This window comes from Luedemannella flava, from assembly GCF_039528515.1.
Taxonomy (GTDB): Bacteria; Actinomycetota; Actinomycetes; order Mycobacteriales; family Micromonosporaceae; genus Luedemannella; species Luedemannella flava.
Genome location: NZ_BAAALT010000073.1, coordinates 14,695 through 39,852, shown reverse-complemented (window position 1 = coordinate 39,852; position 25,158 = coordinate 14,695). Strand labels below are relative to the sequence as shown.

At 70.0% G+C, this 25,158-nt stretch carries 15 protein-coding genes and 1 riboswitch; of the genes, 6 read left to right on the top strand and 9 right to left on the bottom strand.

The genetic code is table 11. The annotated features are described in order from the left end of the window. The 4 genes from ABD211_RS14040 to ABD211_RS14025 all read right to left on the bottom strand — a co-directional run. Positions 1 to 368 (bottom strand): hypothetical protein (locus tag ABD211_RS14040; protein ID WP_344130588.1); only part of this gene is annotated, 368 nt, incomplete at its 3' end. Between the two features lie 155 nt (positions 369 to 523). Beyond that, on the bottom strand, positions 524 to 1,480 hold the full coding sequence (locus tag ABD211_RS14035) for a ribonucleotide-diphosphate reductase subunit beta (RefSeq protein WP_344130591.1): 957 nt from the start codon (positions 1,478 to 1,480) through the stop codon (positions 524 to 526). A gap of 38 nt (positions 1,481 to 1,518) precedes the next feature. Further along, a complete protein-coding gene (locus ABD211_RS14030) occupies positions 1,519 to 3,816 on the bottom strand; it encodes a ribonucleoside-diphosphate reductase subunit alpha (protein ID WP_344130584.1) in 2,298 nt (765 codons plus the stop codon). 117 nt (positions 3,817 to 3,933) lie between these two features. Further along, a riboswitch (cobalamin riboswitch) is annotated at positions 3,934 to 4,167 on the bottom strand. Positions 4,168 to 4,221: 54 nt separating this feature from the next. Further along, entirely contained in the window at positions 4,222 to 5,187 is a 966-nt protein-coding gene (locus tag ABD211_RS14025; RefSeq protein WP_344130581.1) for a serine/threonine-protein kinase, read from the bottom strand. A gap of 121 nt (positions 5,188 to 5,308) precedes the next feature. On the opposite strand from ABD211_RS14025, the gene ABD211_RS14020 reads away from it, so the two are divergent. Genes ABD211_RS14020 through ABD211_RS14005 form a run of 4 tightly spaced genes read left to right on the top strand, consistent with a single transcriptional unit; the run spans position 5,309 to position 9,151 of the window. Continuing rightward, entirely contained in the window at positions 5,309 to 6,289 is a 981-nt protein-coding gene (locus ABD211_RS14020) for a pirin family protein (protein ID WP_344130578.1), read from the top strand. Positions 6,290 to 6,313: 24 nt separating this feature from the next. Then, a complete protein-coding gene (locus ABD211_RS14015) occupies positions 6,314 to 8,407 on the top strand; it encodes a RecQ family ATP-dependent DNA helicase (RefSeq protein ID WP_344130575.1) in 2,094 nt (697 codons plus the stop codon). 58 nt (positions 8,408 to 8,465) lie between these two features. Then, entirely contained in the window at positions 8,466 to 8,831 is a 366-nt protein-coding gene (locus ABD211_RS14010) for an MmcQ/YjbR family DNA-binding protein (RefSeq protein ID WP_344130572.1), read from the top strand. Further along, a complete protein-coding gene (locus ABD211_RS14005; protein WP_344130569.1) occupies positions 8,783 to 9,151 on the top strand; it encodes an AbfB domain-containing protein in 369 nt (122 codons plus the stop codon). The genes ABD211_RS14010 and ABD211_RS14005 overlap by 49 nt, the downstream gene beginning before the upstream one ends. A gap of 66 nt (positions 9,152 to 9,217) precedes the next feature. On the opposite strand, the gene ABD211_RS14000 is transcribed toward ABD211_RS14005, so the two are convergent. Together ABD211_RS14000 and ABD211_RS13995 are read right to left on the bottom strand one after the other, a co-directional pair. Continuing rightward, the gene (locus tag ABD211_RS14000) at positions 9,218 to 15,523 is read right to left on the bottom strand and encodes an RHS repeat-associated core domain-containing protein (protein WP_344130566.1); all 6,306 of its coding nucleotides are present in this window, start codon (positions 15,521 to 15,523) and stop codon (positions 9,218 to 9,220) included. Positions 15,524 to 15,693: 170 nt separating this feature from the next. Continuing rightward, a complete protein-coding gene (locus tag ABD211_RS13995) occupies positions 15,694 to 19,344 on the bottom strand; it encodes a LamG-like jellyroll fold domain-containing protein (protein ID WP_344130563.1) in 3,651 nt (1,216 codons plus the stop codon). Between ABD211_RS13995 and ABD211_RS13990 the strand changes: the two genes are divergently transcribed. After that, a complete protein-coding gene (locus ABD211_RS13990) occupies positions 19,343 to 19,804 on the top strand; it encodes a hypothetical protein (protein WP_344130560.1) in 462 nt (153 codons plus the stop codon). The genes ABD211_RS13995 and ABD211_RS13990 overlap by 2 nt on opposite strands. A gap of 198 nt (positions 19,805 to 20,002) precedes the next feature. Next, on the top strand, positions 20,003 to 20,206 hold the full coding sequence (locus ABD211_RS13985; RefSeq protein WP_344130557.1) for a hypothetical protein: 204 nt from the start codon (positions 20,003 to 20,005) through the stop codon (positions 20,204 to 20,206). Positions 20,207 to 21,501: 1,295 nt separating this feature from the next. Here ABD211_RS13985 and yjfF read toward each other — a convergent pair. Genes yjfF through ABD211_RS13970 form a run of 3 tightly spaced genes read right to left on the bottom strand, consistent with a single transcriptional unit; the run spans position 21,502 to position 25,084 of the window. After that, positions 21,502 to 22,503 (bottom strand): galactofuranose ABC transporter, permease protein YjfF, encoded by a 1,002-nt coding sequence (yjfF, locus tag ABD211_RS13980; protein WP_344130554.1) that lies wholly within the window; start codon positions 22,501 to 22,503, stop codon positions 21,502 to 21,504. Next, positions 22,500 to 23,564, bottom strand: coding sequence for an ABC transporter permease (locus ABD211_RS13975; protein ID WP_344130551.1), 1,065 nt, complete (start codon positions 23,562 to 23,564; stop codon positions 22,500 to 22,502). The genes yjfF and ABD211_RS13975 overlap by 4 nt, the downstream gene beginning before the upstream one ends. Continuing rightward, positions 23,561 to 25,084, bottom strand: coding sequence for a sugar ABC transporter ATP-binding protein (locus ABD211_RS13970; RefSeq protein WP_344130548.1), 1,524 nt, complete (start codon positions 25,082 to 25,084; stop codon positions 23,561 to 23,563). Before ABD211_RS13970 ends, ABD211_RS13975 begins: the two co-directional genes overlap by 4 nt. Between the last annotated feature and the right edge of the window lie 74 nt (positions 25,085 to 25,158).

The window sequence follows — 25,158 nt, the reverse complement described above, 5'->3', positions numbered from 1 at the left end:
CCACCGCCGCCACCGTGACCGCCACCGCCGCGACCGCCGCCCCAGTCGTCACCGAAGCAGTGCCACCAGGCGCCCCGCCGCCAACGGTCCCAGCCGCCCCAGCGGTCGCCGCGCCAGCGGTCCCACCGGTCGTGGCCCCAGTTGTCGTGCCGGCCGAACTGACGCCAGCACCACCAGTCGTGGTTCCAGCGGTAGTGGTCGAACCGCCGGTGGCTGCTCCACCACTGGGACGGGACCGCGGCTGTCGCGGCCCGTACCTGTGCCGGAGTCGTCTCCGATGGCGCCGCGCTCGCCGGAGCGGTCAGCATGCCGGCGCTGAGAATCGCCGCGCCCGCCCAGGTCGCGACTCGAACAGTTGCCTTACGCATAGCATCAACCCTCTTTCGTTTCGGGAAATATGTCCGAAATATTCCTTCAACAGTGGGCAGCGTAATCGCGCGGTTGGTTCCCCGGCAGGCGATCGCCGCGATCGGCCGGCGAGTCCGGCGCGTCCGCGGGACTCGCCGGCCGTAGCGGGCAAGAGTCAGAACTCTTCGTCGAACGCCACGCTCCCCCCGACCGCGACCTGGTAGGCGGTCACCCGGCGCTCGAAGAAGTTCGCCAGCTCCTGCACGTCCTGCAGCGCCATGAACCCGAACGGGTTGCGCGCCCCGTACGCCGGTGGCAGGTCCAGCCGGGCCAGCCGCTGGTCCGCGACGTAGCGCAGGTACTCGCGCATGTCGGCCACCGTCATGCCGGGCAGCCCGTCGCCGCACAGGTCGCGGGCGAACTGCAGCTCCGCCTCGACCGCCTCGTCGAGCATCGCGGTCACCTCGGCGGCCATCCGGTCGTCGAAGAGCTCCGGCTCCTCGCGGCGCACCACGTCCACCACGGCGAAGGCGAACGCCATGTGCGCCGACTCGTCGCGGAACACCCAGTTCGTGCCCGTCGCCAGCGCGCCCAGCAGGCCGCGCGAGCGCAGCCAGTACACGTACGCGAAGGCGCCGTAGAAGAACAGGCCCTCGATGCAGGCGGCGAAGCAGATGAGGTTGAGCAGGAACGCCCGCCGGTGCTCGGCCGTACCCAGCTCGGGCACGTCGCTGACCGAGTCGATCCAGCGGAAGCAGAACTCCGCCTTGGCCCGGATCGAGCCGATGTGCTCCACGGCGGCGAACGCCTCCGCCCGGTCCACCGGATCGGGCAGGTACGTGTCGAGCAGCGTCAGGTAGAACTGGACGTGCACCGCCTCCTCGTACAGCTGCCGCGACAGGTACAGCCGCGCCTCGGGGGCGTTGAGGTGGCGGTACAGGTTGAGCACCAGGTTGTTCGCCACGATCGTGTCGCCGGTGGCGAAGAACGCGACGAGCCGGTTGACCAGGTGCCGCTCCCCCGCCCCGAGCCGCGCGAGGTCGGGCAGGTCGGCCGAGAGGTCCACCTCCTCCACCGTCCACGTGTTGCGGATGGCGGCCCGGAACATCTCGTAGAAGTCCGGGTACCGCATGGGCCGCAGGGTCAGGTCCAGCCCCGGATCCAACAGACTCACTGGCAGGCCTCGCAGATCTCGGGGTTCTCCAGGGAGCAGGCGACGGCCTCGGTCTCGACCGAGACGGTGGTCTGGGTGATCCGGGTCGCGGGGCGCGACCGCAGGTAGTACGTCGTCTTCAGGCCGGCCTGCCAGGCGTAGGCGTACATCGACGAGAGCTTGCCGATCGTGGGCGCGGCCATGAACAGGTTCAGCGACTGGCCCTGGTCGACGTACGGGGCCCGGGCGGCGGCCAGGTCGATGAGCGCCTTCTGCGGCAGCTCCCACGCGGTGCGGTAGAGCACCCGCAGGTCGGCCGGGATGTCGGGCACGTCGGCCACGGAGCCGTCCGCGCGCAGGATCGCCTCGCGAACCCTCGTCGTCCACAGTCCGCGCGCGGCGAGGTCGGCCACCAGATACCGGTTCACCTGGAGGAACTCGCCGGACAGGGTCTCCCGCTTATATACGTTGGACACCACGGGCTCGACGCACTCCGCGCAGCCGGCGATGGACGCGATCGTGGCGGTCGGCGCGATCGCCACGATCAGCGAGTTACGCAGCCCGGTCTCCGCGACGCGGGCGCGCAGCGCCGCCCAGTCGGCGGGCCGGGTGGGCGTCGCCGCCGGGAAGTGGTCGGGGTGCAGCACCCCGCCGGCCGTCCGGGTGTCGGCGAAGCCCGGCAGCGGCCCCCGCTGCGCCGCCAGCGACGCCGAGGCGTCGTACGCGGCGAGCGCGATGTGCTCGGCGATCCGGGTGGACAGCTCCCGGGCGTCCGTCGAGTCGAACGGCAGGCGCAGCGTGAAGAACACGTCGGCCAGGCCCATGACGCCCAGGCCCACCGGCCGCCAGTACGCGTTGCTGGAGGCGGCCTGCGGGGTCGGGTAGAAGCTCAGGTCGATCGTGCGGTCCAGGAACCGCACCGCGACCGCCGTGGTGGCGGCGAGCGCGTCCCAGTCGATGCCGCCCGGGCCGCAGTGCGCCGCGAGGTTGATCGAGCCGAGGTTGCACACGGCCGTCTGGTCGTCGGAGCTGACCTGCAGGATCTCCGTACACAGGTTGGACAGGTGCACGACGTTGCCGGGCCGCGCCGTCTGGTTGCAGGTGCGGTTGGCGGTGTCCTTGAACGTCATCCAGCCGTTGCCGGTCTGCGCCAGGGTGCGCATCATCCGGCCGTACAGGGCGCGGGCCGGCAGCGTGCGCACCGCCTTGCCGGCGGCCTCCGCAGCGCGGTAGGCGGCGTCGAAGTCGTCGCCCCACAGGTCGACCAGCTCGGGGGTGTCCTTGGGATCGAACAGCGACCAGGTCGCGTCGGCGGCGACCCGGCGCATGAACTCGTCCGGGATCCAGTTGGCCAGGTTCAGGTTGTGCGTGCGCCGGGCCTCGTCGCCCGTGTTGTCGCGCAGCTCCAGGAACTCCTCGACGTCGGCGTGCCACGGCTCCAGGTACACACACGCCGCGCCCTTGCGCCGGCCGCCCTGGTTGACGGCGGCGACGCTGGCGTCCAGCGTGCGCAGCCACGGCACGATGCCGTGGGACAGGCCGTTGGTGCCCCGGATCAGCGAGCCGCGCGAGCGCACCCGGCTCCACGAGATGCCGATCCCGCCGGCGTACTTGCTCAGCCGCGCGACCTGGGCGTACCGCTCGTAGATCGAGTCCAGCTCGTCGCGCGGGGAGTCGACCAAAAAGCACGACGACAGCTGCGGCCGCCGGGTGCCGGCGTTGAACAGCGTCGGCGAGCTCGGCAGGTAGGCCAGCCGGCTGAACAGGGGGTACACCGCCGCGACGTCGGCGACGGTCTCGGACAGACCGCACGCCACGCGCAGCCAGAAGTACTGCGGGGTCTCCAGCACCGTGCGCCGCGTCGGGTGGCGCAGCAGGTACCGGTCGTAGACGGTGCGCAGCCCGAAGTACTCGAACCGGTCGTCCCCGGCCGGATCCAGCAGGGCCTCCAGGTCGGCAGCGTGGGTCGCGACAAATAAAGCGAGGCGGTCGTCGAGCAGACCGGCGGCGTGCCCCGCCGCCACCGACTCGGCGAAGCTGGTCACCCCCTGGTCGCGCACCTCGTCGGCGATGCCGACGGCGAGTAGGCGCGCGGCCAGGCGGCTGTACGCCGGCTGCTCCACGACGAGCGCGGCGGCGGTCTCCGCGGCACGCAGGCGCAGGTCGGCCGCGTTCGCGCCGGGCCAGACGCCGGTCAGCACCGGCCCGGCCACAACCCGGCCGGCCTCGTCCGGGTCCAGCCCCGGCAGGCCGGTCGCCGCGGCGTGGACGTCCGCGGTGAGCCCGTCGGGCGGGCTGGTCAACAGCATGGTCATGTGCTCGTCCCTCGGTGAGCCGGTCGGCCGGCACGGAGGGGCGCGCACACGGGGGTACTCCCCCGTGTCTCGCACCGCGACCCACCCGCGAGGCCGACGTGTCCATGCGCGCCCGGTCGGGCGCGCGCGTCGTGGGCAGGTATTCGGACTCGTGGGCGACCGCCGGGCCTGGCTGGGCCGGCGGGCCTACCGGCCGTCGCTTCCCGGGCGCGGAGGCGCCCAGTGCTGTCCCGGCGCACGCCGGGGACGGCTTTCGTTCCCACTCACCGCTGCGGGGCAGTCCCGGACTCGCACCGGGTTCCCTCTTGCGTCGCCGGCAGGGGCCGGCGAACCAACGACGCCGATGACACTACATGTAGGGCAGCCGATCGACAGCACCACTATGCGTTGTGGCGTGTCGTGAAATCAGGACGCGAAGCGGGCCAGAATGGTGCGATCGTCGTCGAACGGCTCGTCGCCGGGGGTGGGGCGCGGCGGCTCGGCGGGCCGGTTGGGCTCCACATAGGTGTGCGCCAGGAACTCGGCCCGGGCCTGCTCGATGCTGCGTCCGTCGGCGGTCGCCACCGCGAGCAGGCGGCGCATCACCGCACCCAGCGACGGCCGGTCGGCCGGCTCGTAGGACAGCATCGCCCCGATGAGGAACACCACCTCGTCCGGCACGGCCGACAGATCCACCGGGTCGTACGGGTCGGTGATGCGGTTGAGCAGCGCGATCCCCCGCTCCGTCGGGTAGGGGTGGTGGCAGCTGAACGCGAAGACCAGGGTGGCCCCGAGCGCGTAGATGTCCGTGGCCGTGGACACCTCACCGTCGGAGAAGCCCTGCTCCGGCGCCATGTAGGCGATGGTGCCGACGAGCAGCCCCGACTCGTCGAGGTGGTTCTCGCCGTCGGTGAGCATGGCGAGACCGAAGTCGATCATCTTCGGCCCGTCGGGCCCGAGCAGGATGTTTCTCGGCTTCAGGTCGCGGTGCACGAGGCCGGCCTCGTGGATGCGGGCGAGGCCGTCGGCCAGGCAGGCGCCCAGCATGGCGACGTCGAGCAGGCTCATCGGCCCGCGCAGCTCCATGTGCTCCATGAGGTTGAGCCCCGGCACGTACTCGACGGCGAGCCAGGGGCGGTCCTCGTCGAGTCCGGCGCCCTCGAACCGGGTCACCCGGGTGCCGTAGACCATCCGCATGTGGTTGACCTCGGTGGCGAACCGGGCCCGCACGTCCTGCCCGTTGACCAGCTCGGGCCGGATGACCTTGACGGCCACCCGGTCGCCCAGCGGGGAGATGCCGAGGTAGACCAGACCCATGCCGCCGGAGCCCAGCCGGGCAACCAGACGGTACGGCCCGACGTAGGTCGGGTCGGTCGGTCTCAGCGGCGTCATCGCGGTGGGTCTCCCGGGCGGTCACGTTTCGGCGTGACCCCATCCTTAACCAGTGACCACCCCGGCCGCCACCCGGCGCCGCATCGGCTTGATGACATCGTCGCCGCCGTAGGCTTGGCTCATGAGCAACACCGAGCGGGAGCCGGCTGAGCTGGCCTGCGGCACGACCACGGACGTGGCGCACACTCCGGTGACCGAGCTGCTGCCGGGCCGCGACGTGCCGCTCGGCCGGCACACGGTCGTGCGCCGGCTGCTGCCGCAGCGTCACCGGCGGATGGTCGGCGCCTGGTGCTTCCTCGACCATTACGGCCCCGAGGACGTGTCGTCGCGGCCGGGCATGCAGGTGCCGCCGCACCCGCACACCGGCCTGCAGACGGTGAGCTGGCTGCTCGACGGGGAGATCCTGCACCGCGACAGCCTCGGCTCCGTCCAGAGCGTCCGCCCCGGCCAGCTCAACCTCATGACCTCCGGCGCCGGCATCTCGCACTCTGAGGAGTCGCCGGCCGATCACCCGCCGCTGCTGCACGGCCTGCAGTTGTGGGTGGCGCTGCCGGCGTACGCGCGCGACGGCGCGGCCGCGTTCGACCACCACGCCGACCTGCCCACGCTGCGCGACGGGCCGCTCGCCGCCACCGTCGTGGTCGGTGAGTTCGGCGGGCTGCGCTCGCCCGCGCGGGCGTACACCCCGCTGGTGGGGGTTGACCTCACGCTGAGGGCCGGCGGGTCCGCGACGCTCACCCTCGACCCCTCCTTCGAGTACGCCGTGGTCGTCATGGCGGGGACTGTGGTGGTCGCGGGCGTGCCGGTGACCGTCGGGTCGCTGCTCTACCTGGGCTGCGGCCGGTCCCTGCTCGACGTGACCGCGGCCGCCGACGGGCGGTTCTTCCTGTTCGGCGGGGAACCGTTCGCCGAGCCGCTGGTCATGTGGTGGAACTTCGTGGGCCGCACCCACGAGGAGGTCGTCGCGGCCCGCGAGGCGTGGGGCGACGGGACGGCCTCGGACCGATTCGGCACCGTGCACGGGTACGACGGCGCGCCGCTGCCGGCGCCGCCACTGCCCACCACCCGGCTGATCGCCCGCGACCGGGAGGGCCGCTCCTGACCCCGGAGTGATAGGACTGGTCGGGTGACCGATACCCGCGCCCGCGCCACCGCCGTCCTGGAACGCCTCGCCGGGGCGGGCGCCCGGCTGCGCGACGACCAGTGGCGGGCGATCTCGGCGCTGCTCGACGGCGAGCGGGTGCTGTGCGTGCAGCGCACCGGCTGGGGCAAGTCAGCGGTGTACTTCGTGGCCACCGCCCTGCTGCGCGAGCGCGGCCACGGCCCGACGGTCATCGTGTCGCCGCTGCTGGCGCTCATGCGCAACCAGGTCGAGGCGGCCGCGCGGGCCGGCATCCACGCCCGCACGATCAACTCCGCCAACCTGGAGGAATGGGACGACATCACCGCGTCGGTGGCGGCCGGCGCGGTGGACGTGCTGTTGATCAGCCCGGAGCGGCTCAACAACCCGGACTTCCGCGACGCGGTCCTGCCGTCCCTGACCGCGTCCACCGGCCTGTTGGTGGTCGACGAGGCGCACTGCGTCTCCGACTGGGGCCACGACTTCCGGCCCGACTACCGGCGCCTGCGCACCATGCTGGGCGCGCTGCCGGCCGGCGTGCCCGTCCTCGCGACCACCGCGACGGCCAACGCCCGGGTGACCGCCGACGTCGCCGAGCAGCTGGGCGACGCGCTCGTGCTGCGCGGGTCGCTGGACCGGTCCTCCCTGCGACTGTCCGTGGTGTCCGTGCCCGGGCCGGCCCACCGGCTCGCGTGGCTCGCCGACCACCTCGACGAGCTGCCCGGCTCCGGCATCGTCTACACGCTGACCGTGGCGGCGGCGCACGAGACGGCCGCGTTCCTGTCCGCGCGCGGGCACCTCGCTATCGCGTACACGGGTCAGTCGGAGGACGCGGACCGGCGCGCCGCCGAGCAGGACCTGCTCGACAACAAGATCAAGGCGCTGGTCGCGACGTCCGCACTCGGCATGGGCTTCGACAAGCCCGACCTGGGCTTCGTCGTGCACCTGGGCGCCCCGCCCTCCCCGATCGCCTACTACCAGCAGGTCGGCCGGGCCGGTCGCGGCGTGGCCAGCGCCGACGTCGTGCTCCTGCCCGGGCCCGAGGACGAGGCGATCTGGCGCTACTTCGCGTCCCTGGCGTTCCCGCCCGAGGACCAGGTGCGGTTGGTGCTGGCGCAGCTGTCGGACCGCCCGTTGTCGACGCAGGCGCTGGAGGCCCGCGTCGAGCTGCGCCGGGCGCGGCTGGAGCTGCTGCTCAAGGTCCTCGACGTGGACGGCGCGGTGCGCCGGGTGCGCGGCGGCTGGGTCGCCACGGGTACGCCATGGGTCTACGACGCCGAGCGGCTCGCCCGCGTCGCGGCCGCGCGCGCCGACGAACAGCAGGCCATGCGGGCGTACGCGGGCCTGACCACCTGCCGGATGGAGTTCCTGCGGCGTTGTCTCGACGACGACGGCGCCGAGCCCTGCGGGCGCTGCGACCGGTGCGCCGACCCACGCTTCGGCGCGACCGTGTCGCCGGCGGCGCTGTCCGCCGCCGAGGCGTTCCTGGGCCGCGCCGGCGTGACGATCGAGCCGCGCCGCATGTGGCCGACCGGGCTCGCCGCGGTCGGTGTGCCGCTGTCCGGTCGCATCCCGGCCGACGAGCAGGCCCTGGCCGGCCGCGCGGTGGGCCGTCTGACCGACCTGGGCTGGGGCGGGCGGCTGCGTGAACTGCTCGCCGACGGCGCGCCCGACGGCCCCGCGCCCGCCGCGCTGCTGGCCGCTGTGGTCGAGGTGCTGGCCGGGTGGGCGCGCGGTGATGATCCGTGGCCGCAGCGGCCGGTCGGCGTGGTCGCCCTCAGGTCGCGACGCCGCCCGACGCTCATCGACAGCGTCGCCGCACATATCGCGACGGTGGGCCGGCTGCCGCTGCTCGGCACGGTGACGGTCGGCGGGCCGCCCGCCCCGGGCGGGGTGAACAGCGCGCAGCGGGTCCGGGCGCTGCACGACGCGTTCGCGGTGCCGGCGCCCCTGGCCGAGGCGATCGCCGGCCTGGACGGCCCGGTGCTGCTCGTCGACGACCTGGTCGACTCCGGGTGGACGATGGCGCTCGCGGCCCGTGAACTGCGCCGCGCCGGCGCGTCGGGAGTGCTGCCACTGGCCCTAGCGGTCACCGCGTAGGGGAGCGTTCGGAGTCGTTAGCCTGTATCCGTGCGGGACGCATGGCTTGGGGGCTTCGATGGCTGACGCTGAGGACGTCCGTCGGCTGGCGCTCGCGCTGCCGCACGTTGTCGAAATCGACAGCGACGGCTTCGACTTCCGCGTCGCGAACAAGGGCTTCGTCTGGTCCTACCCGGAGCGCAAGCCGGGACAGCCACGGGTCATCCGGACCGACATAGCGGTGCTGTATGTCGGCGATGAGGCGGAAAAGCAGGCGCTGCTGCTCGGCGAGCCCGAGACCTTCTTCACCACCGACGGGTACGACGGCCAGCCACTGGTCATGCTCCGCCTGGCCCGGGTGGACGTCGATCGCCTGCGCGAACTGGTCACCGACGCGTGGCACATGCGTGCCCCCGACGGCCTGGCCGGCGACACGGGCCCGTAGCCAGCTACGGCGAGCAGATCTACTTCTCGCACAGCACCGACGGTCTGCGCTGGACCGACCTCAACAACGGGTCCATCCTGAACCTGACGGCGGCCGAGAGCAGCCGCGTGCTCGGCAGGTGGGGCACCTCGACGCCGATCAACCGCCTGCAGTCGTACAACTTCTCCGACCGGTACCTGCGGCATGCCAACGTCGACGTGCGCATCGACCCGAACGTGAGCCCCGCGGGCGACGCGCAGTTCCGGCTCGTGCCGGGGCTGGCGAACAGTTCCGGCTACGCCGGGCCTGGCCGGCGGGCGCCCGTCACCCCGTCCCTGTAAGGAACGTCCGCGCCAGAGTGGCCCGGCGCCCGGTCATCGACCGGCCGCCGGGCCACCCCTGTCGCGTCAGTTCTTCGGCAGGTCAGTGTTGATATCGAACGGGCTGTACTCCGGGAACTGCGTCCACTCCGGCGGGCCGTCGTCACCAGCGTTGAGCAACGCGGTCGGGTCGGTGAAGCCGGGCGCGACACCGGTCCACTCCTCGGGGAGGCTGTACGTCTCGTAGATGAGGTACGCCCCGCCCCATTCCTCCTTCGCGCCGCCCCACCTATCCCAGGCGAGACCCGCGAGATACTGGAATGTCTCCCCGGCGGTGGCGTTGAAGCGACCGTCCGAGTCCTGGTTCTCCACGACGAAGTCCACGGTGCGGCCACCCGCCTGGACGAGGCCGACGCTGAATCCGAAGGTGGCGCACGAGGGCGGGACCGCGAGGCAGCCGGCGATGCCGATCATTGTGGCCGCCCCGGTGATGTGGTGACCGTTGCCCTTCCACCACTCCTGGCTGTCGTTGACAAAGCAGTTGGTGTCGAGGAACGAGCACTTGGGCTTCTTGGGCGGCTCCTTCACCTGCAGGCAGGTCGGCGGTGTCGACACGGGCGGCGGCAACGGCATCTGGGGCGAACCCAAACGTCGGTAGGTGAAGAACGAGAAGATCTTGAACGTCACGTAGCCCGGCACGTTCAGGAACATATTGATCACGATCTGCCACAGGGGCAGCCACATGTCCTGCACCACACGCATCTTGCCGCCGAAGTCGACACGCGCGACGCACTCGGACAGGTCCTTGGTGCACAAGACATACCTGTCGATGCGGTACTCGTACCAGTAGCCGTCGGGGCCCTGGTAGATACCCGTCTCCGTCGCGCCCCACTGGACGAAGGTCGTGTCGCGCTGACGGCCCGTGGTGTCGGTGCCGCTGACCGGGCTGTGCCAGGCGTACGAGTAGCCGTCGAAGCTCTGCGGGCTCGCCTGGTCGAACACGGGATCGACGCTGATGAACCGCCCGATGAGCGGGTCGTACTCCCGCGCCCCGAGGTGGGTGAGGCCCGTGTTGTCCTTGGTGCCGCCCACGAAGCCCTTGTCCATCGACGCCGGCCACGTGCCGACCACCGAGCCGCGCGGGTTACCGTACGGATCCTGCCGACGCAGCGCGTACGCCTGGGTGGTGGCGTTGATCGTGATCGACGCGGTCCCCTGGTGGTCGTTGCAGATCCACGTCACGCCGCTCGTGGTCCGGGTGGCCACCGTCGTGCCGGCATGCTGGTAGTACCGCGTGGTCGCCTTGGCCCCGGTCCCGGCTGTGTAGCGCAGTTCCTGACCCGGCAGAAAGAGCGTCTTGCCGGTCGGGTCCCTGCGCACCAGCCGCTCGCCGTCGGCGTCGTAGATGTACTCCGTCTTGCCAGTCGAGTCCTCCTGCGAGATGACGTGCCCCTCCACGTCCCACTTCACCGTCTGGCCGCTGGTGCCACCGGGGCGGGAGGTCGTGTTGCCCATGGCGTCGTACGTCCACGACGCCGTCGTCGTGCCCGTGGCGCTCTGCGTCGTCGCCGACAGCAGCGTGTGCGGCTGGGCGCCACCCGCTGCCGGGTAGACATAGTCGGTCGTGCGCACCGTCGTGCTGGTCGGGCGCTCGACCTGCTTCCTGCGGTTGCCGCTGGCGTCGAAGGTCCAGCTCGTCCAGTACGGGGCCGGGCCGCCCAGCCCGCTCGCCGTCGGGGCGGCGAGACATGACGCCGTCGCCGGCGTCCACGCCTCCGTCAGGCGGCGCAGGTAGTCGTACCGGAAGCACTGGTTGTCGTTCGTCACGGAGTCCGCGGACCCGGTGACGTTGCCGAACGTGTCGTAGGCGAATGTCACGTCCGACAGCGTGGTCGGCGTCGTCTGCCGACTGACCTTCTGCTTCTCCAGCCGCCGGGTCCCGTCCTCGAACGTGCGCTCCTGCGTGACGGTGTTGCCGCCCTTGTACTGCAGCGTCATCGCGCCGATCTCGCCGTACCCGGTGTAGGCGGTGTCGGTGACGTACGTCGTGCCGTTGTCCAGGCTCGTCCTGAGGGTGCGCGCCTGCCCCAGCGGCGTGTACTCGGTGGTGAGCGCCTCCAGCGCCAGCCCGCCGGTACCGTCGACGTCGGGCAGCCGCACGGTCTCCGGCTGTCCGTCCGGCTTGTAGGTGTAGACGTACGTGAACGTCCCGCTGATGCCCGTCTCGGGGATCGTGTACTTCACGCCTGTCGGCGCGTACGTCGCCGTGAACCCGGTGAACTCCTTGATGTACTGGTTGGTGCCGTCATACCGGACCGACTTCGTCAGGTGACCGTTGGACTTGGTCAGGCCGTCGTACGTCCAGGTGGCGAGCTTGTTCGCGTCCGAGATGGACGTGCGGTAGGCGGCGGTCTTCCTACTGAGGCTGTCATAGGTGTAGAGCACCTTGCCGTTGGCGTTCTGCACCCATTCCTGCTCGCCCGCGGAGTTGATCTGGACCGTCACGGTCCCGCGATCCGGCGACTTGTCCGTCAGGACCTGGCCACGCACGTTATAGGTGCGCTCCCACTTGTTGCCCGCGGCGTCCGTCACGGAACTCAGCTGATCCTTGGCCGTGTAGGTGTACGTCGTCGCGTCGTAGCTGCCCGGCGTGCCGGGGGTGATCGCCAGCGACTTGTACCGCCAGACCGCCGTGGTGTTGCCACGCGCGTCCGTGTGCGTCGACGTCGCGGTGCCGCCGGTCGGTGGCAGGACGTCGACCCGGTCGCCGCCGTAGCCGGTGGTCGTCGTCGCGAAGACCGTCGGGACGCCCGTACCCTTCTTCAGGTACTGCACCGACGCGATCGACCGGCCCGCACCGTCGAACACGGCCTCGACGCGACTGGGCACGTCCCCCTGCTCGTTGGCCACGACGTACCCCGCGCCCGGGGTGCCGGTCGTCAGGTGCGCCTGGTACGTCTTCCAGACGCGACCCGCGGTGTCGTAGAACGTGTCGGTCAGCACCGTGCCCGCCGTGGTGTCACCACGGGGAGCCTGGGTCTGAATCGACCTCAGCAGGCCGTCGAAGTACTCGTACGTCGTGACGTACCCACCCGACGGCGTCAGCTTGCTGGTGCTGATCACGCTCGGCACGAGCTGGTTCACCGTGTACGTGTGGGTAACGTTGGCCGTCTGGTTCAGCGACTTGTCCCGGCCCGGCTGCCAGACCCCGGTCAACCTGCCGAGCCCGTCGTACTCCCAACTGGTGATCCGATCGTTGCTGTCCTTCTGCGACAGCTTCACGCCGAACGCCGGCTCGTAGGTCACGGTGTTGACCCACTGCAGCGCGTTGGTCATCGTCGCCGAGGCGACCTGGCCGCCGGCGTTTGCCGCGTAGCTGTACAGCGTCACGTTGTTCTTCACGTCGGTGGTGGACTTGGGACGCCCGTACTCGTCATAGGTCGCCGCGGACCCGGTGACGAACACCGGCGCGCCGTTCACCCAGTCGTCGAGCGTCTCTTCCTTGGTCACCAGGCCCTTCGTGGGCGGCGTGGTGATGGCGGTAGCGCCGTCGAAGTACGACTTCTTGTCGGCGATCACCTCTGCCGCGGTCAGGCCGGTCTGACCGGCCCGCGTGCAGTCGACGGCGAACTCGCGCATCCGGCCCACCATGGACGTCAGCCACGGCTCGCCGTCGGTGGTGTCCATGTTGCGCGTGTAGTCCGTCAGGGTGCAGCCCTCGTCACCCGTGACGGACTGGTCACCCTGATCGTTACGGGACACCGGCATACCCTGTGCGTCGAATGACGTCACGGCGGCCGTCGTGCGGGGTGCGCGCCCGCCGTCGCGGATGACCCGCGTGTGGGTCGCCCCGATGCCGACGAACCGCGCCCGCACCGTGGTGCTGTTGATTGTCCGTGTGGCCGTCGCGGACGACTGCCAGGGCACGGACACCTCGGCGGAGACCTCGGCGCCAGCTGGACCGTTGTAACTGATCTTTTCGCGGACCATGCCCGCGAAGGCGTCCTCGTCGTTCACCGCGGCCACGTCCACGGCGTCGGACGTGTCGCCGTCCTTGTTCATGTCGATCGCCGCCATGGCGGCGGTCCGGGAGGTGCTGCCGGTGAGGTAGTCGCCGTGCATCCCCCGGAAGTAGCGCGACTCGGTGAACGTCTCGCCCGCCCCGGTGCCGGTGTACGTCCGCACCGTGCCGTACCCCCGCCAGACCGACCAGGTCTTGTTCGCCGCCTTGATCAGCCCGTCGTCGTCGGTGTAGTGCCACGCCGGTGCTCCGACGTAGGTGTACCGGGTCACGATCGTGGGCTCCGCCTTCGTGGTCTTGTCGACCTCGTGAACCTCAGCCACGACGTACTTGTGGAAGAAGTCGATGAGCGGGTTGAGCTCCCCGGGCGGCGTCCACCGGACGGGATAGCAGCGCAGCGTGTTGTTCTGCAACGCACTCTTGTCCGGCATGCTGCTGCCCGGCACGCAGTTCGCCGGCGCGTAGGTGACCTCGATGTGCTCGCCACTCTCGGTCATGATCTTGGCCAGCCGCGACCAGTTCATCGGCGGCGAGTGGTCCGGTGTGAGGGTCGGGTCCACGCGGTTGTTCAGCTTCACGTACTCGAACGTGATGTCCGGCACCGAGGTCTGCACCCGCACGTAGCCCGTCTGCGCGATGCGGTCGAGCACGAGGCCGGCTCGGGTGCCGTCGTTCGGGGACGGGAACGAGTGGGTGAATGTCCAGGTCGTCACCGGGTTGTAGGTCGTTGCCGACCCCGACCAGAGCTCCGTCGTGATCGTCTTGAGCCGTCGGGTCGTCCAGAACGTCGGGCTTCCGGTGTAACAGGGACTGGCGGTGCACTCGAAGTCCCACGGCGTGTCCGGCCAGTTGGCACCGTGGTTCGAGCAGTCCGTCAGACAGCGGTCGGCGTCACCGAACGTCACCCGCATCGGAGCGGTTCCCGTGACGCCGTTGCGGGTGCCGTACTCGATCCGCTTGAGAAAGGCCGCGCGGTCGTACGAGACGACATCGGTCGCGGTCGCGTTGCGCGCGTACTTGTTCGTCTCCTTGGTATAGGAGTAGGTCATCGTGTTGCCGTTGGGATCGACCACCCGGTCCAGGTTCCAACGCCAGGCCTGGGCGCAGAACGACGCGACGAAGGTGGACTTGTTGCACGGCTCGTTGGTCTGGTTGCCGGCCACCGGGACCAGCAGCGTCGAGTTCGAGGCGTTGGTCCCGCCGAACCAGAACTGGACGCCGTCGGGGGTCGTGACCACCCACCATTCGCCGTCGTTGTCGCCGTTTCCCGTGTTGCCGGTCTTGTGGTAGACGAAAGTGCCGTCGTCCTGTCGCAGATGCCACCGGTTCCCGTTGGACGCGTCCTTGATCAGGTCACCCGCGTGCGTGCCGAGCGAGAGGGTGGCGTTGTCCGTGGCCCAGCAGAGGTCGGCGGTCTTGGTCGTGTTATTGCCGTTGGTCATGTCGTCGCCACACGACTTGTACCGGCGCTCGATGTAACCGGTGGCGAGATCGAAGCCCTCGCCGACCCAGGATGGCTGGTTGTTGGACGCCGCCATCCGGCCGTCCACGCTCTGCGAGGAGTACGACAGCTGCAGCGTCGGCGCCGCGCCGCCCAGCGCGGGCGGTGTACGCATCGGGTACGACCAGGTGAAGTTGCCGCTGCTGTCCCCAGCGCTCCAGGTGCCCGACGGCGACAGGGTGGTGGCGGCGTAGTCGCCCGCGCCGCCGGACACCTCGCCCGCCGCCGCGAGCAGGATCCCGCCACCGACGGCGACGGAGTCGACGGCCGCCGAAGCACTCGACGCCCCGGTGAGCGCGGTGATCTCCGCGGTCGCGGTGAGGGTGGTGAGCTTCACGTCATTGTCCGTGGGCAGCACCGTGCCCCGACATTCCGGCCTGCCGGGTGTCGACAAGGCGCACTCCGGCAGCCGCACCAGGCGCAGCCGGCTCGGCCAGTCCGCCCCGTACGCCGTGGCGAAGCCCGAATAGTCGACGGACACCTCGGCCCTGCGGGCCTTCTCCGCGGGGCTGGTCAGACCCACCCGCAGCAGGACGCCGTTGACCCCGGCAGCCCTGGTCGCGGCCCGGCTGAACACCTCCACCCGGGCCTTGCCGGCGGCCACGGCATCACCTGCTGCGCCCGCCGCGGCCTTCGGCCGGTTGGTGAGCGGACGGATCGCGACGCCACCGCCGGCCCGCACCGTGTCGCCGGCCGTGTCCGGCACCGTCACGTCGGTGACGCCCGCGGCCGGCCAGACCGGATCGGGCGGGGCCGTCGGCGGCGCAGCCTCGGGCGCGGACGCCACTCCGGTCCTGGCGAGCCGGTGCCCGGGCGTGACCCAGTCCTTCTGCGCGCCCGCGAGACGCTGCGGCGCAGCCGTGGCCGGCATCGCCACGACAAGATCCGACATCATTACCATGCCCAGCGCGGCGGCGAGAAGCCGGGATGTCCGGCCTCCCGTCCGCCCCTGCCGAGCCCCCCGTGCAAACAACATCACAACCTGCCTCAACGAGAAGGAAGTAGCTCGAACAGATTCGTGTGACTGATGCCGCTAGTGGCTCACTGCATGGTCCGCACGTCGGACAGCACGCCCTGGTACGTACGCACCTCGTCCACCGTGCCCAGCCAGTAGGCGCTGTTCGCGCCGCTGAGCTTCATCCGACCGATCGTGAGACTGCCGGTCGCGTTCCAACTCGGGTTGAACGTCCTGGCGTCGACCTGGTCGCCGTTGACGTACAGCCGGATCTGGCCGGTGAGCACGTCAGCGACGCCGACCAGATGGGTCCACGTGTTCAGTGCCGCGGACGTGGACACGGCCTCGGTCACCACGCCGGTCGTGGTGTCCTTGTCGCGCATGCCGAACGCCCAGCGCCCGCCGTTGGCGCTCTGATACTGCAGATAGAAGCCCGCCTGCGTGGCGCCGTCCTGGGACACCACGGTCCGGTTGGCCGTTCCGTCCGTCAGGTACACCCAGGCCGAAACCGTGAACGACTTGGTCGTGTTGAGGATCGGCACGCTCGTGGTCGCTGCCCCGGAACCGTTGAGCGCGAGGCCTGACGTACCCCCGAAGCCGGCGGCCGTCCAGGTCGCGCCCGTCGTGAGCGTCACCGGGTGGTTCGCGATCGCGTCCGTGCACGACGTCGGCGCGCCCGTGCACGAGTTGAACCGCCAGTCGCCCGCCATCTGCGGCACGACTCCGGCGTACGCCCGCACCTCGTCCACGTAGCCGACCCAGTGGTCGGTCTCGTTGCCCTGCCACTTGCTCCGGCCGACGGTGAAGGCCCCGGTCGCCCGCCACGACTGGGTGAACGGCGTGGACGCGACGAGCGCCCCGTTGACGTACAGCCGGATCTGTCCCGCCGGCGCGTCGTACACGCCCGTCAACTGTGTCCAGGTGTTCAGTGGCGCGCTGGTCGAGGACGCCGTGGGCCCTGTCGTCGTGGCGAGGTCGTCGTAGTCGAACATCTGCATGGTCCACTTGCCGCCCGCCACCGCGTCGTACTTGAGCGCGAAGGCGCTGTCGTACTGGCCGTCCTGCGCGATCACGGTGCGGTTGCGCGAGCCGTCGGTCAGGTACGCCCACGCCGACACCGTGAACGACTGGTCGGTGTAGACGACCGGCTCCAACGTCTCGGCCCAGCCCGTGCCGTTGGGGAACGACATGCCCGTGCCGTCGTGCCCGGCGCCCGAAGCCGGCACCGAGACATTGCCCTCGAGGTTGAGGTCGTTCATGTACATCGTCGAGTCCCACTGTGGCGTGGAGTACACCTCGTTGAAATGCCACTGGCCGGTGTTGCCGTTATCGAGTTGATCGACCGCCGCGCGCACCTCCGTGTCGAACAGGGTCCGCTGCCAGAACTGCGCATCCGCCAACTGGCCGTTGAAGCCCGCGCTGAACCCCTTGCCGATCCGGGTCTGCCCGGTGGCCGACCATGCCGTGACCCCGGAGGCCGTGCCCTCGAGCGCCCCGTTGACATAGATGGCTATCTGGCCCGCCGCCTGGTCGTAACTCACGGCGATGTGGGTCCATCGCCCGACCGCAGGAACGGACGTGGAATAGGCCCGCCACCAGGCCGCGCACGGGTCGGCGCAGGCCGCGTCGCTGTTGGTCACCTCGAAGACCCAACGGTCGCTGTACGCGAGACCGCCCGCAGGTTGGTAGCGCAGTGAGAACGCCTCGGTACTCGTGCCGACCTGACTCAGCGCGACGTACTTGGCCGATTTGCTGCCCAGCCGAACCCAGGCGGAGACGGCGAAGCTCTTCGACGTGTCCACCACCGCCGGCGTGGCAGCGTAGTTCGTCGCCGACCCGTCCAGCTTGAGCGACGGCGCGCCGCGAGGGATGCGCCCCTCCTGGTTGAGCCCGCCGCCGCTGAGGGTCGCGACCCGGCCGCTGCCCATGTAGTCCAGCAGGTCGGTGCCCTCCTGCTCGTCGAGCATCCAGCGGGCCGTGGCGGGGCGGGCGCCATCCACCGTGAACTGGTACACCGGCCGTGACCGGGTGTTGCCGGCGGCGTCCTTGGCCATGACGTACAGGGAGCGGGGCCCACCGGTCGTCGGCGTCCAGGAGACGGTCACCGGTGCGCCGGGGGACGGCGCCGCGACGTACGTCGCCGGGGGGTCCGAGAAGCCCCAGTAGTATCCGACCACGTCGCTCGCGTTGCCCGACAGGGTGAATCGTCCGGTCGTGCCCACGCCGCCACACGGCGCGCAGCCGTCCGGGTACTCCACGGAACTGACACTCGGCGCGGGCGGCGCGGTGATATCGACCCTGAACTCACACCATCCCGAATACGCCGAATAGTCCGTGTACGACGTGCCGGCGTAGGTGAACGGATCGGCGACGCGGGCCCGCCACCGGTACGTGTCGGCGGTCAATGTCGGTTTCACCGTCGACGTGCCGGCGTTGGCGCGACCGATCGTGTCCGTCTTGGTGCCGGCGGCGACCCAGGCCGTGCCGCTCCACCGCTGCCACTCGAAGACGCCCTTGAGGTCGGTCTCCCCGCTGTCCACGTCGTTTGTTACGACCCTCAGGTCAGGCGTGGCGCTGTTGAGCACCGGCAGGTTGGTGGCGGGCGTGGTGCCGGAGCCGGTAACGCACGATGTCGCCGGGTTGGTCGACCGCGTTCCCGCCGTCGGGTACGAGTTGTAGTCGGCCGTGAGCAGCGCTGTGCTGTGCTTGAACCGCTTCCACTGCAGTGTTGTCGACTCGTCCACCGCACGCAGGCCGACGCTCACCGTCGACGATCCCGCGTCCAACGCGCGCTTGACGATGTTCGTCGTGACGAACTCGATGTTGCCGACGTCCTTGCAGCCATAGACGGCGCCGTAGGCGCGCTTGCCGGGGGTCCTCGCGACGTAGGTCGAGTTCCAGGCTGGCTGCTGGTTCCAGGTGGTCGACGCCGAGATCCCGTTATCGAGATACCACAGCTTGGCGTCGGAGGTCGGATTGCACGTCCAGGACCACCGCTGCTCGATGGTGAACTTCGCGCTCAGCAGGTGCTTGCCGCTCAGCCCGCTCAACGACATGCGGAACATCGTCCGGATGACGTACTGCTCACAACCCGAGCAGTCCTCAGTACGGCCCGCGCCCACCGTGCCGTAGGTGGTGCCGTTCAGCATGGCTGTGGAGTTCTGCCAGAAGCTGCTGTTCCTGAGGTCCGACCGCGACCACACGGTGGTCCAGGCGTTGCCCGAGATGCCACCGCTCCACGGCGGGTCGATATAGACCGGGTACTGTGTCGTCGGATCGGCCAGCAGGGCCTTGTCCGGAGTGAGCGTAAGCTTCGTGCCGTTGAGCCTGGTCGCCATGGACGCCATGCGCGGGTGCTCCACGTGGCCCGGCTTGGCGGATCGCGCCGGACGGCTGCCGGTCACGCCACGCGAGTCCCACATGAGCGGAGTGGGCGAGGTGAAGATCTCCACGCCCGCCGCGTCGCGGACGATCGTCGCGCCCTTGGCGTTCCTTGTCACGCTGCCACCGCTGGTCGTCAGGGTGTAGTCGAGTTCCGCCAGGGCGTTGTTGGTTCCCGCCTGCCGGGTCTTCACTACCAGCACGTGGCTGAACCCATCGACGGTCGCGTGCACCTGCAGATCCACGTCCGGCAGCACGTCGGCGTAGGTGGCGGTGTCACCGTCGATCGTCGGCGCCGGCAGCACGGACAACGTCGTGGGCAGCCCCACGCGCAGTGTCGTGCCGTTCTTCTGCATGGTCGCCAACGGCCCCTTGCCACCGCTGGAGAACGATATGGGGAAGAGCGGCGCCTTCGGCACCACGGAGCCGTCGGCGAGTCGCTTCAACGTCGCGTCGGCATCCGTCCACGAGCCGTCCGATGTGCGAGCGAAGCGTGGCGTCACGGACTCTTTCACGGTCCAGGTGCTGTCCGGATTGGCGAAGATCTGGCGGGTCGACGTCCGTCCGGACATCGACTCGACCCGCTGGCGGCACCGCGCCGCCATCGCCAACGCCGCCGACGCATCACCAACGGACGTCCGGCACGTGGGCGCGACTGCCGGCGCGGCCGCGGCAGCCGCAGGCGCGGTCGTCACAGCGGTCATTCCGGCGGCGACAAGGAGTGCCGCGGCGACGGCGCGCGCGACAAACGTCAACCAGTTCACAGTGGATTTTGGGCGCAAACGGCCACAATGCAACATCTCTAAGCCCCCGTAGCTCGATGTTGGCAGTGAGCGTATCGAAAGATCCGTACACCGCATAGGCCCGATCGGCTGTCGTTATCGGTCTCAATAAACACGACAGGCGTTGTCCCGTAAGCGAATCAATACCGGTGGTGCGGGATTGGCCTGCGGCCGCTGCGGGTATCAGACGGTGTCCCCCACCCCCGGGCGGACACTCATCCAGGAGGCCAACGTGCGAGTCGGAGCGGTGATCCTTACGTTGTGGCTCATTATCGGGGTGGTCGCCGCTGCCCAGCGCGGCTACTTCAAGGGCGACGACACCAACTGCGCCAAGACCAGCAACACCCTTATCACCATCGCTGCTGGTCCGCTGAACTACCTCGGCGTGAACCCGCAGGTGGAGTGCAACCCCGAGGTGCCCCAGCCGTCCAAGTAGGACAGAGTGTCGCCGGCGCCGCCGACCCGTCCGGGTCGGCGGCGCCGATGCGCTCCGATCATCTTTTCCGGCAGCCCGGCCCGACGGTCCGTAGGTCAACACCGGCCGGTCAGCCGGTCGGGCGCGTGGGATCACGTAACTACGCTGCTGCGAATGACGACGGAGGCGGCCCTGCGGGGGTGCCTACTCGAGGAGGCGCTCGCCTGGCTGCTGCGCCGCAGCGGCTACCGGCTGCTCGACGAGGCGGACGACCCGGCCGCCCTGCGCGCCTCCGACCAGGGGCTGCTCGTGCGCGGCCGGGGCGCCGACCATCAGGCCGACACGCTCGGCGAGCTCACCTTCGTGCCGCCCCTGTCGCTGCCGGTACGGCTGTTCGTCGAGGCGCGGTTCCGCTCCACCGTCACCGGCATCCACGACGTACGCGACGCCCAGGGCGTGGTGCACGACGTCAACGACAACCTGGTGCCGGTGACCGGAGCGGGCCGTCCGCACCGGCGCCACCGGTACGCGTTCGCCCTGTTCTCCACGTCCGGGTTCTCCTCGGACGCGCAGAACTACGCGCTCGCCCACCAGATCTCGCTCGTCGACCTGTCCGGCCCGGCGTTCGAGTGGCTGCGCGCGGCCGTCCAGCGGGCGNCCGCCGGGGGGCCGCCCCCCGCCGTCGCCACGCGGGCCGCCCAGGTCCGGGGCGAGGTGGCGGGCGCGGATCCGCTGCCGCAGGCCACGCTGCGCCGCCACGTCCGGGTGGCGCTGGAGTCGACCGACCGCCAGCCCCGGCCGGGCCGGCCCGACGCCGTGTGGGACCCGGTCGGCGAGTACCTGGTCGAGATCGCGTGGCGGATGCGCCAGCGGCTGTCCCGTGTCGACGACGAGGTGCTGCTCGGCTTCCCGCCCGGCCCGTTCGTGTTCACCATGGCCGCCCAGGGGCCGAACGGCACCGACGCGTTCGTGGCCTACGCCCGGCGCAACCCCACCCACCCCGTCTGGATCATCCACAAGGGCGGTCGCCGGGCCGTGTCCTGGGAGGTCGTGCCCGCCGACGGCAACGAGGCGTACCGGCTGGCGTTCAACCTGCCCGCGCACCTGGACTCGTGGATCGCGGACAGCGAGCACGAACGCGCCGACGAGGCGCCCCGCACCATCGTCGTGCACCGCGTCTCCAAGCACGGCACCGAGGTGTTCCGCCTGCAGTACTCGCCGCGCCAGCGGGAGCTGACCCGCCCGTGACACGCCACCGCCCGGGCCGACGTGGCGGCCCGGGCGGTCCCCTCGGGAGCAGGTTCGGCGTACGCGGGTCAGGTCCGTTGGCCGAGCCGGACCACCCGCTGCAACATGATGAAGACGAACAGCAGGATGCCGATGACGATCCGCGTCCACGAGGAGCTGAGGTCGCCCTCGAAGTTGATGATCGTCTGGATGATGCCCAGCACGCAGACGCCCACCACGGTGCCGAGGACGTAGCCCGCGCCACCGGTGAGCAGCGTGCCGCCGATGACCACCGCGGCGATCGCGTCCAGCTCCAGACCGATCGCCCCACGCCCGTGGCCGGACAGCGTGTAGAAGGTCATGACGATGCCGCCCAGCGCCGAGCAGAACCCGCTGATCGTGTAGACCGCGATCTTGGTGCGCGCGACCGGAAGACCCATCAGCAGCGCCGACTGCTCGCTGCCGCCGATCGCGTACACGTTGCGGCCGAACTTGGTGTAGCTGAGCACCCACACCGCCACGGCGAGGACGACCAGCGACACGATGGCGCTCCACGACAGGTGGTAGTTGCCGAGCGGGAGCTTGTAGTCGGCGATGGCGACCCAGGTCTTGTCCGTGATCGAGATCGAGTCGGTGCTGATGATGAAGCAGAGGCCCCGGGCCAGAAACATGCCGGCAAGGGTCACGATGAACGGCTGGATGTCGAAGTAGTGGATCATGCAGCCCATGAGGAAGCCCAGGACCGAGCCGATGGCCAGGACCAGGACCATCACCAGGTACGGTGACCAGCCCTTCTCCGTGAGCAGCGACGAGGACACCATGGTGGACAGCGCCACCACGGAGCCGACCGAAAGGTCGATGCCGCCGGTCAGGATGACGAAGGTCATGCCGATCGCCACGACCAGCAGGAACCCGTTGTCGATGAAGAGGTTCAGGAAGATCTGCGTGTCGTAGAAGCCCTCGTAGCGCAGGATGCCCACGCCGTACATGAGCCCGAAGAGCGCCAGTGTGACGAGTACGGGCAACTGCTTGGCAGGCAGCCGCTCCCGCAGCGACGCAAAGCGGCTAGCGGCAACTTCCACGGTGCTCATGCCGGGACCTCGACCTTCGGCGTTTCGGCGGGAGTGGCCGGCGGTGGCACAGGGGGCCGCCGCCGACGGATGAACTTGGCCCGGAACTGGGGCGACTGCAGCAGGCAGACGATGGTGACGACGAGCGCCTTGAACAGCAGCGTCGCGTCCGACGGGACGCCGATCGTCAGGATCGTCGTGGTCAGCGTCTGGATGATGAGCGCGCCCAGCACCGTGCCGGCGATGGAGAACCGCCCGCCCAGCAGCGACGTGCCGCCGATGACCACGGCGAGGATCGCGTCCAGCTCGATCCAGAGGCCGGCCCGGGTGCCGTCGGCGCTGGAGACGTCCGCGCTGATCATCAGGCCCGCGATGCCGGCGCACAGGCCACAGAACACGTACACCATGATCGTGATGCGCCGGGCCCGGATGCCGGCCAGGCGGCTGGCCTCCGCGTTGCCGCCCACCGACTCCAGCAGCATGCCCAGGGCGGTGCGCCGGGTCAGCAGGACGGCGAGGAGGACCACCAGCAGTGCCACGAGAATCGCGAACGGCACGGTGAACAGGTGTCCGGCGCCGATGAACTTGTAGTTCGGGCTGCGGATCGTGATGATCTGGTCATCCGTGATCATCTGGGCGAGTCCGCGGCCGGCGACCATGAGAATCAGGGTCGCGATGATCGGCTGGATGCCGATGCCCGCCACCAGGATGCCGTTCCACAGGCCCAGCACCAGGGCGAGCCCGATGCCCATCAGGACAGCGGTGATGACGCCCGACAGGCTGTTCTGGTCCGGCTGGGTGCTGATGTGGTAGCAGGCCAGGCCACCGACGATCGCGACGATCGCACCTACGGAAAGGTCGATGCCGCCGGTCGCGATGACCACCGTCATGCCGGTCGCGACCAGGATCAGTGGCGCCCCGTTGCGGAGGATGTCGATGATGCTGCCGTACAGGTGACCGTCCCGGACCTCCAGGCTGAAGAAGTCCCGGGAGAAGAACAGGTTGCTCACCAGGAGCAGGACCAGCGCGAGCACCGGCCAGAACAGCCGGTTCCCTACCACGGCCTTGACTCGCTCGCTCATGCCGTCACCTCAAGGTTCTCGTCCGCGCGTCCGGCACTGGCGATCGCGCTCATGATGCGGTCGGCGTCGACCGTGTCGTCGTTGACCAGCTCGGCCACGATCCGCCGGTCCCGCAGGACGGCGATCTTGTGGCTCAGCCGGAGCACCTCCTCCAGCTCGGCGGAGATGAACAGCACCGCCATGCCGCCGTCGGACAGCTCGACGACGAGCTTCTGGATCTCCGCCTTGGCGCCCACGTCGATGCCCCGGGTGGGCTCGTCGAGGATCAGCAGCCGCGGTTCGGTGATCAACCAGCGGGCGAGCAGCACCTTCTGCTGGTTGCCGCCGCTGAGGTTGCGCACCTGCATCTCGGGGTTGGCCGGCCGGATCTGCAGCGCCTTGACGTACTTGTCGACCAGCTCGTCCTGGCGCCGACGCGACAGCGGGCGGGCCCAGCCGCGGGTGGCCTGCAGCGCGAGGACGATGTTCTCGCGCACGGTCAGCTCGCCGATCAGGCCCTCGGTGCGACGGTTCTCGGAGCAGAAGGCGATCGCCTTGGACATCGCCGTCATCGGCCCGCGGATCGCGACGGGCGCCCCGTTGACCAACGTCTGCCCCTGGTCGGCCCGGTCCGCGCCGAAGAAGAGCCGGGCGGTCTCGGTGCGGCCGGAGCCCAGCAGGCCGGCCAGGCCCACGACCTCGCCGGGGTGGATCGTCATGTCGAAGGGCGTGACGACGCCCTTGCGGCCGAGCCCGCGCGCCTCGATGAACGGCTGGCCGGACTCCAGTGCGGCGACCTGCCGCTTGGGCTGCTCGTCCAGCTGCTCCAGGGCGGCCATCTCCTTGCCGATCATCAGGGAGACGAGTTCGAGCTGGGGCAGGTCGGCTGTGCGGTACTCCCCGACAAGGCGGCCGTTGCGCAGCACCGTGATCCGGTCGCTGATCTCGTAGACCTGGTCGAGGAAGTGCGTCACGAACAGGACCGCCACGCCGTCGCTCTTGAGCTGCCGGATCACCCGGAACAGCTGCGCGACCTCGCCAGCGTCGAGGCTGGAGGTCGGCTCGTCGAGGATGAGGACCTTGGCGTCGATGTCGATCGCGCGCGCGATGGCGACCATCTGCTGCACGGCGAGCGAGTAGGTGGACAGCTGACGCGTGACGTCGATGCTGAGCTCGAGCCGCTGGAGCAGCTCGGCCGCCCGCTTGTTCATCGCCGACCATTGGATGCGCCCGAGCTTGCGGGGCTGGCGCCCGAGGAAGATGTTCTCCGCCACCGAGAGGTTGGCGCAGAGGTTGACCTCCTGGTACACCGTGCTCACGCCGGCCTGCTGCGCCTGCAACGGCGCGTGGAAGTTGACCTGTCGATCCTGCAGGACGACCGTACCGGCGTCGATGCCGTACACACCGGTGAGCACCTTGATAAGCGTTGACTTACCGGCGCCGTTCTCGCCCATGAGGGCGTGCACCTCACCCGGAAACATCCGGAAGTCCACATTGTCCAGCGCCCTGACCCCGGGGAACTCCTTGCTGATGCCGGTCATTGTCAGGATCGCTGGTGGCTGGGCAGTCACTGTCGCGCCTTTCTGACGAAAGCCGGGGCCGTGCCGGCCGGTCT

What these genes read in the sequence shown, in the direction of transcription:
- ABD211_RS14010 (WP_344130572.1), top strand. Translation starts at nt 8,466, where the DNA reads ATGGCTGACGCTGAGGACGTCCGTCGGCTGGCGCTCGCGCTGCCGCAC.
- ABD211_RS14035 (WP_344130591.1), bottom strand. Translation starts at nt 1,480, where the DNA reads ATGCGGTACCCGGACTTCTACGAGATGTTCCGGGCCGCCATCCGCAAC.
- ABD211_RS14000 (WP_344130566.1), bottom strand. Translation starts at nt 15,523, where the DNA reads ATGCCGGCCACGGCTGCGCCGCAGCGTCTCGCGGGCGCGCAGAAGGAC.
- ABD211_RS14020 (WP_344130578.1), top strand. Translation starts at nt 5,309, where the DNA reads ATGAGCAACACCGAGCGGGAGCCGGCTGAGCTGGCCTGCGGCACGACC.
- ABD211_RS14030 (WP_344130584.1), bottom strand. Translation starts at nt 3,816, where the DNA reads ATGACCATGCTGTTGACCAGCCCGCCCGACGGGCTCACCGCGGACGTC.
- ABD211_RS13970 (WP_344130548.1), bottom strand. Translation starts at nt 25,084, where the DNA reads ATGACCGGCATCAGCAAGGAGTTCCCCGGGGTCAGGGCGCTGGACAAT.
- ABD211_RS13975 (WP_344130551.1), bottom strand. Translation starts at nt 23,564, where the DNA reads ATGAGCGAGCGAGTCAAGGCCGTGGTAGGGAACCGGCTGTTCTGGCCG.
- yjfF (WP_344130554.1), bottom strand. Translation starts at nt 22,503, where the DNA reads ATGAGCACCGTGGAAGTTGCCGCTAGCCGCTTTGCGTCGCTGCGGGAG.
- ABD211_RS13995 (WP_344130563.1), bottom strand. Translation starts at nt 19,344, where the DNA reads ATGCAGAAGAACGGCACGACACTGCGCGTGGGGCTGCCCACGACGTTG.
- ABD211_RS14025 (WP_344130581.1), bottom strand. Translation starts at nt 5,187, where the DNA reads ATGACGCCGCTGAGACCGACCGACCCGACCTACGTCGGGCCGTACCGT.
- ABD211_RS13990 (WP_344130560.1), top strand. Translation starts at nt 19,343, where the DNA reads ATGGTCGCCAACGGCCCCTTGCCACCGCTGGAGAACGATATGGGGAAG.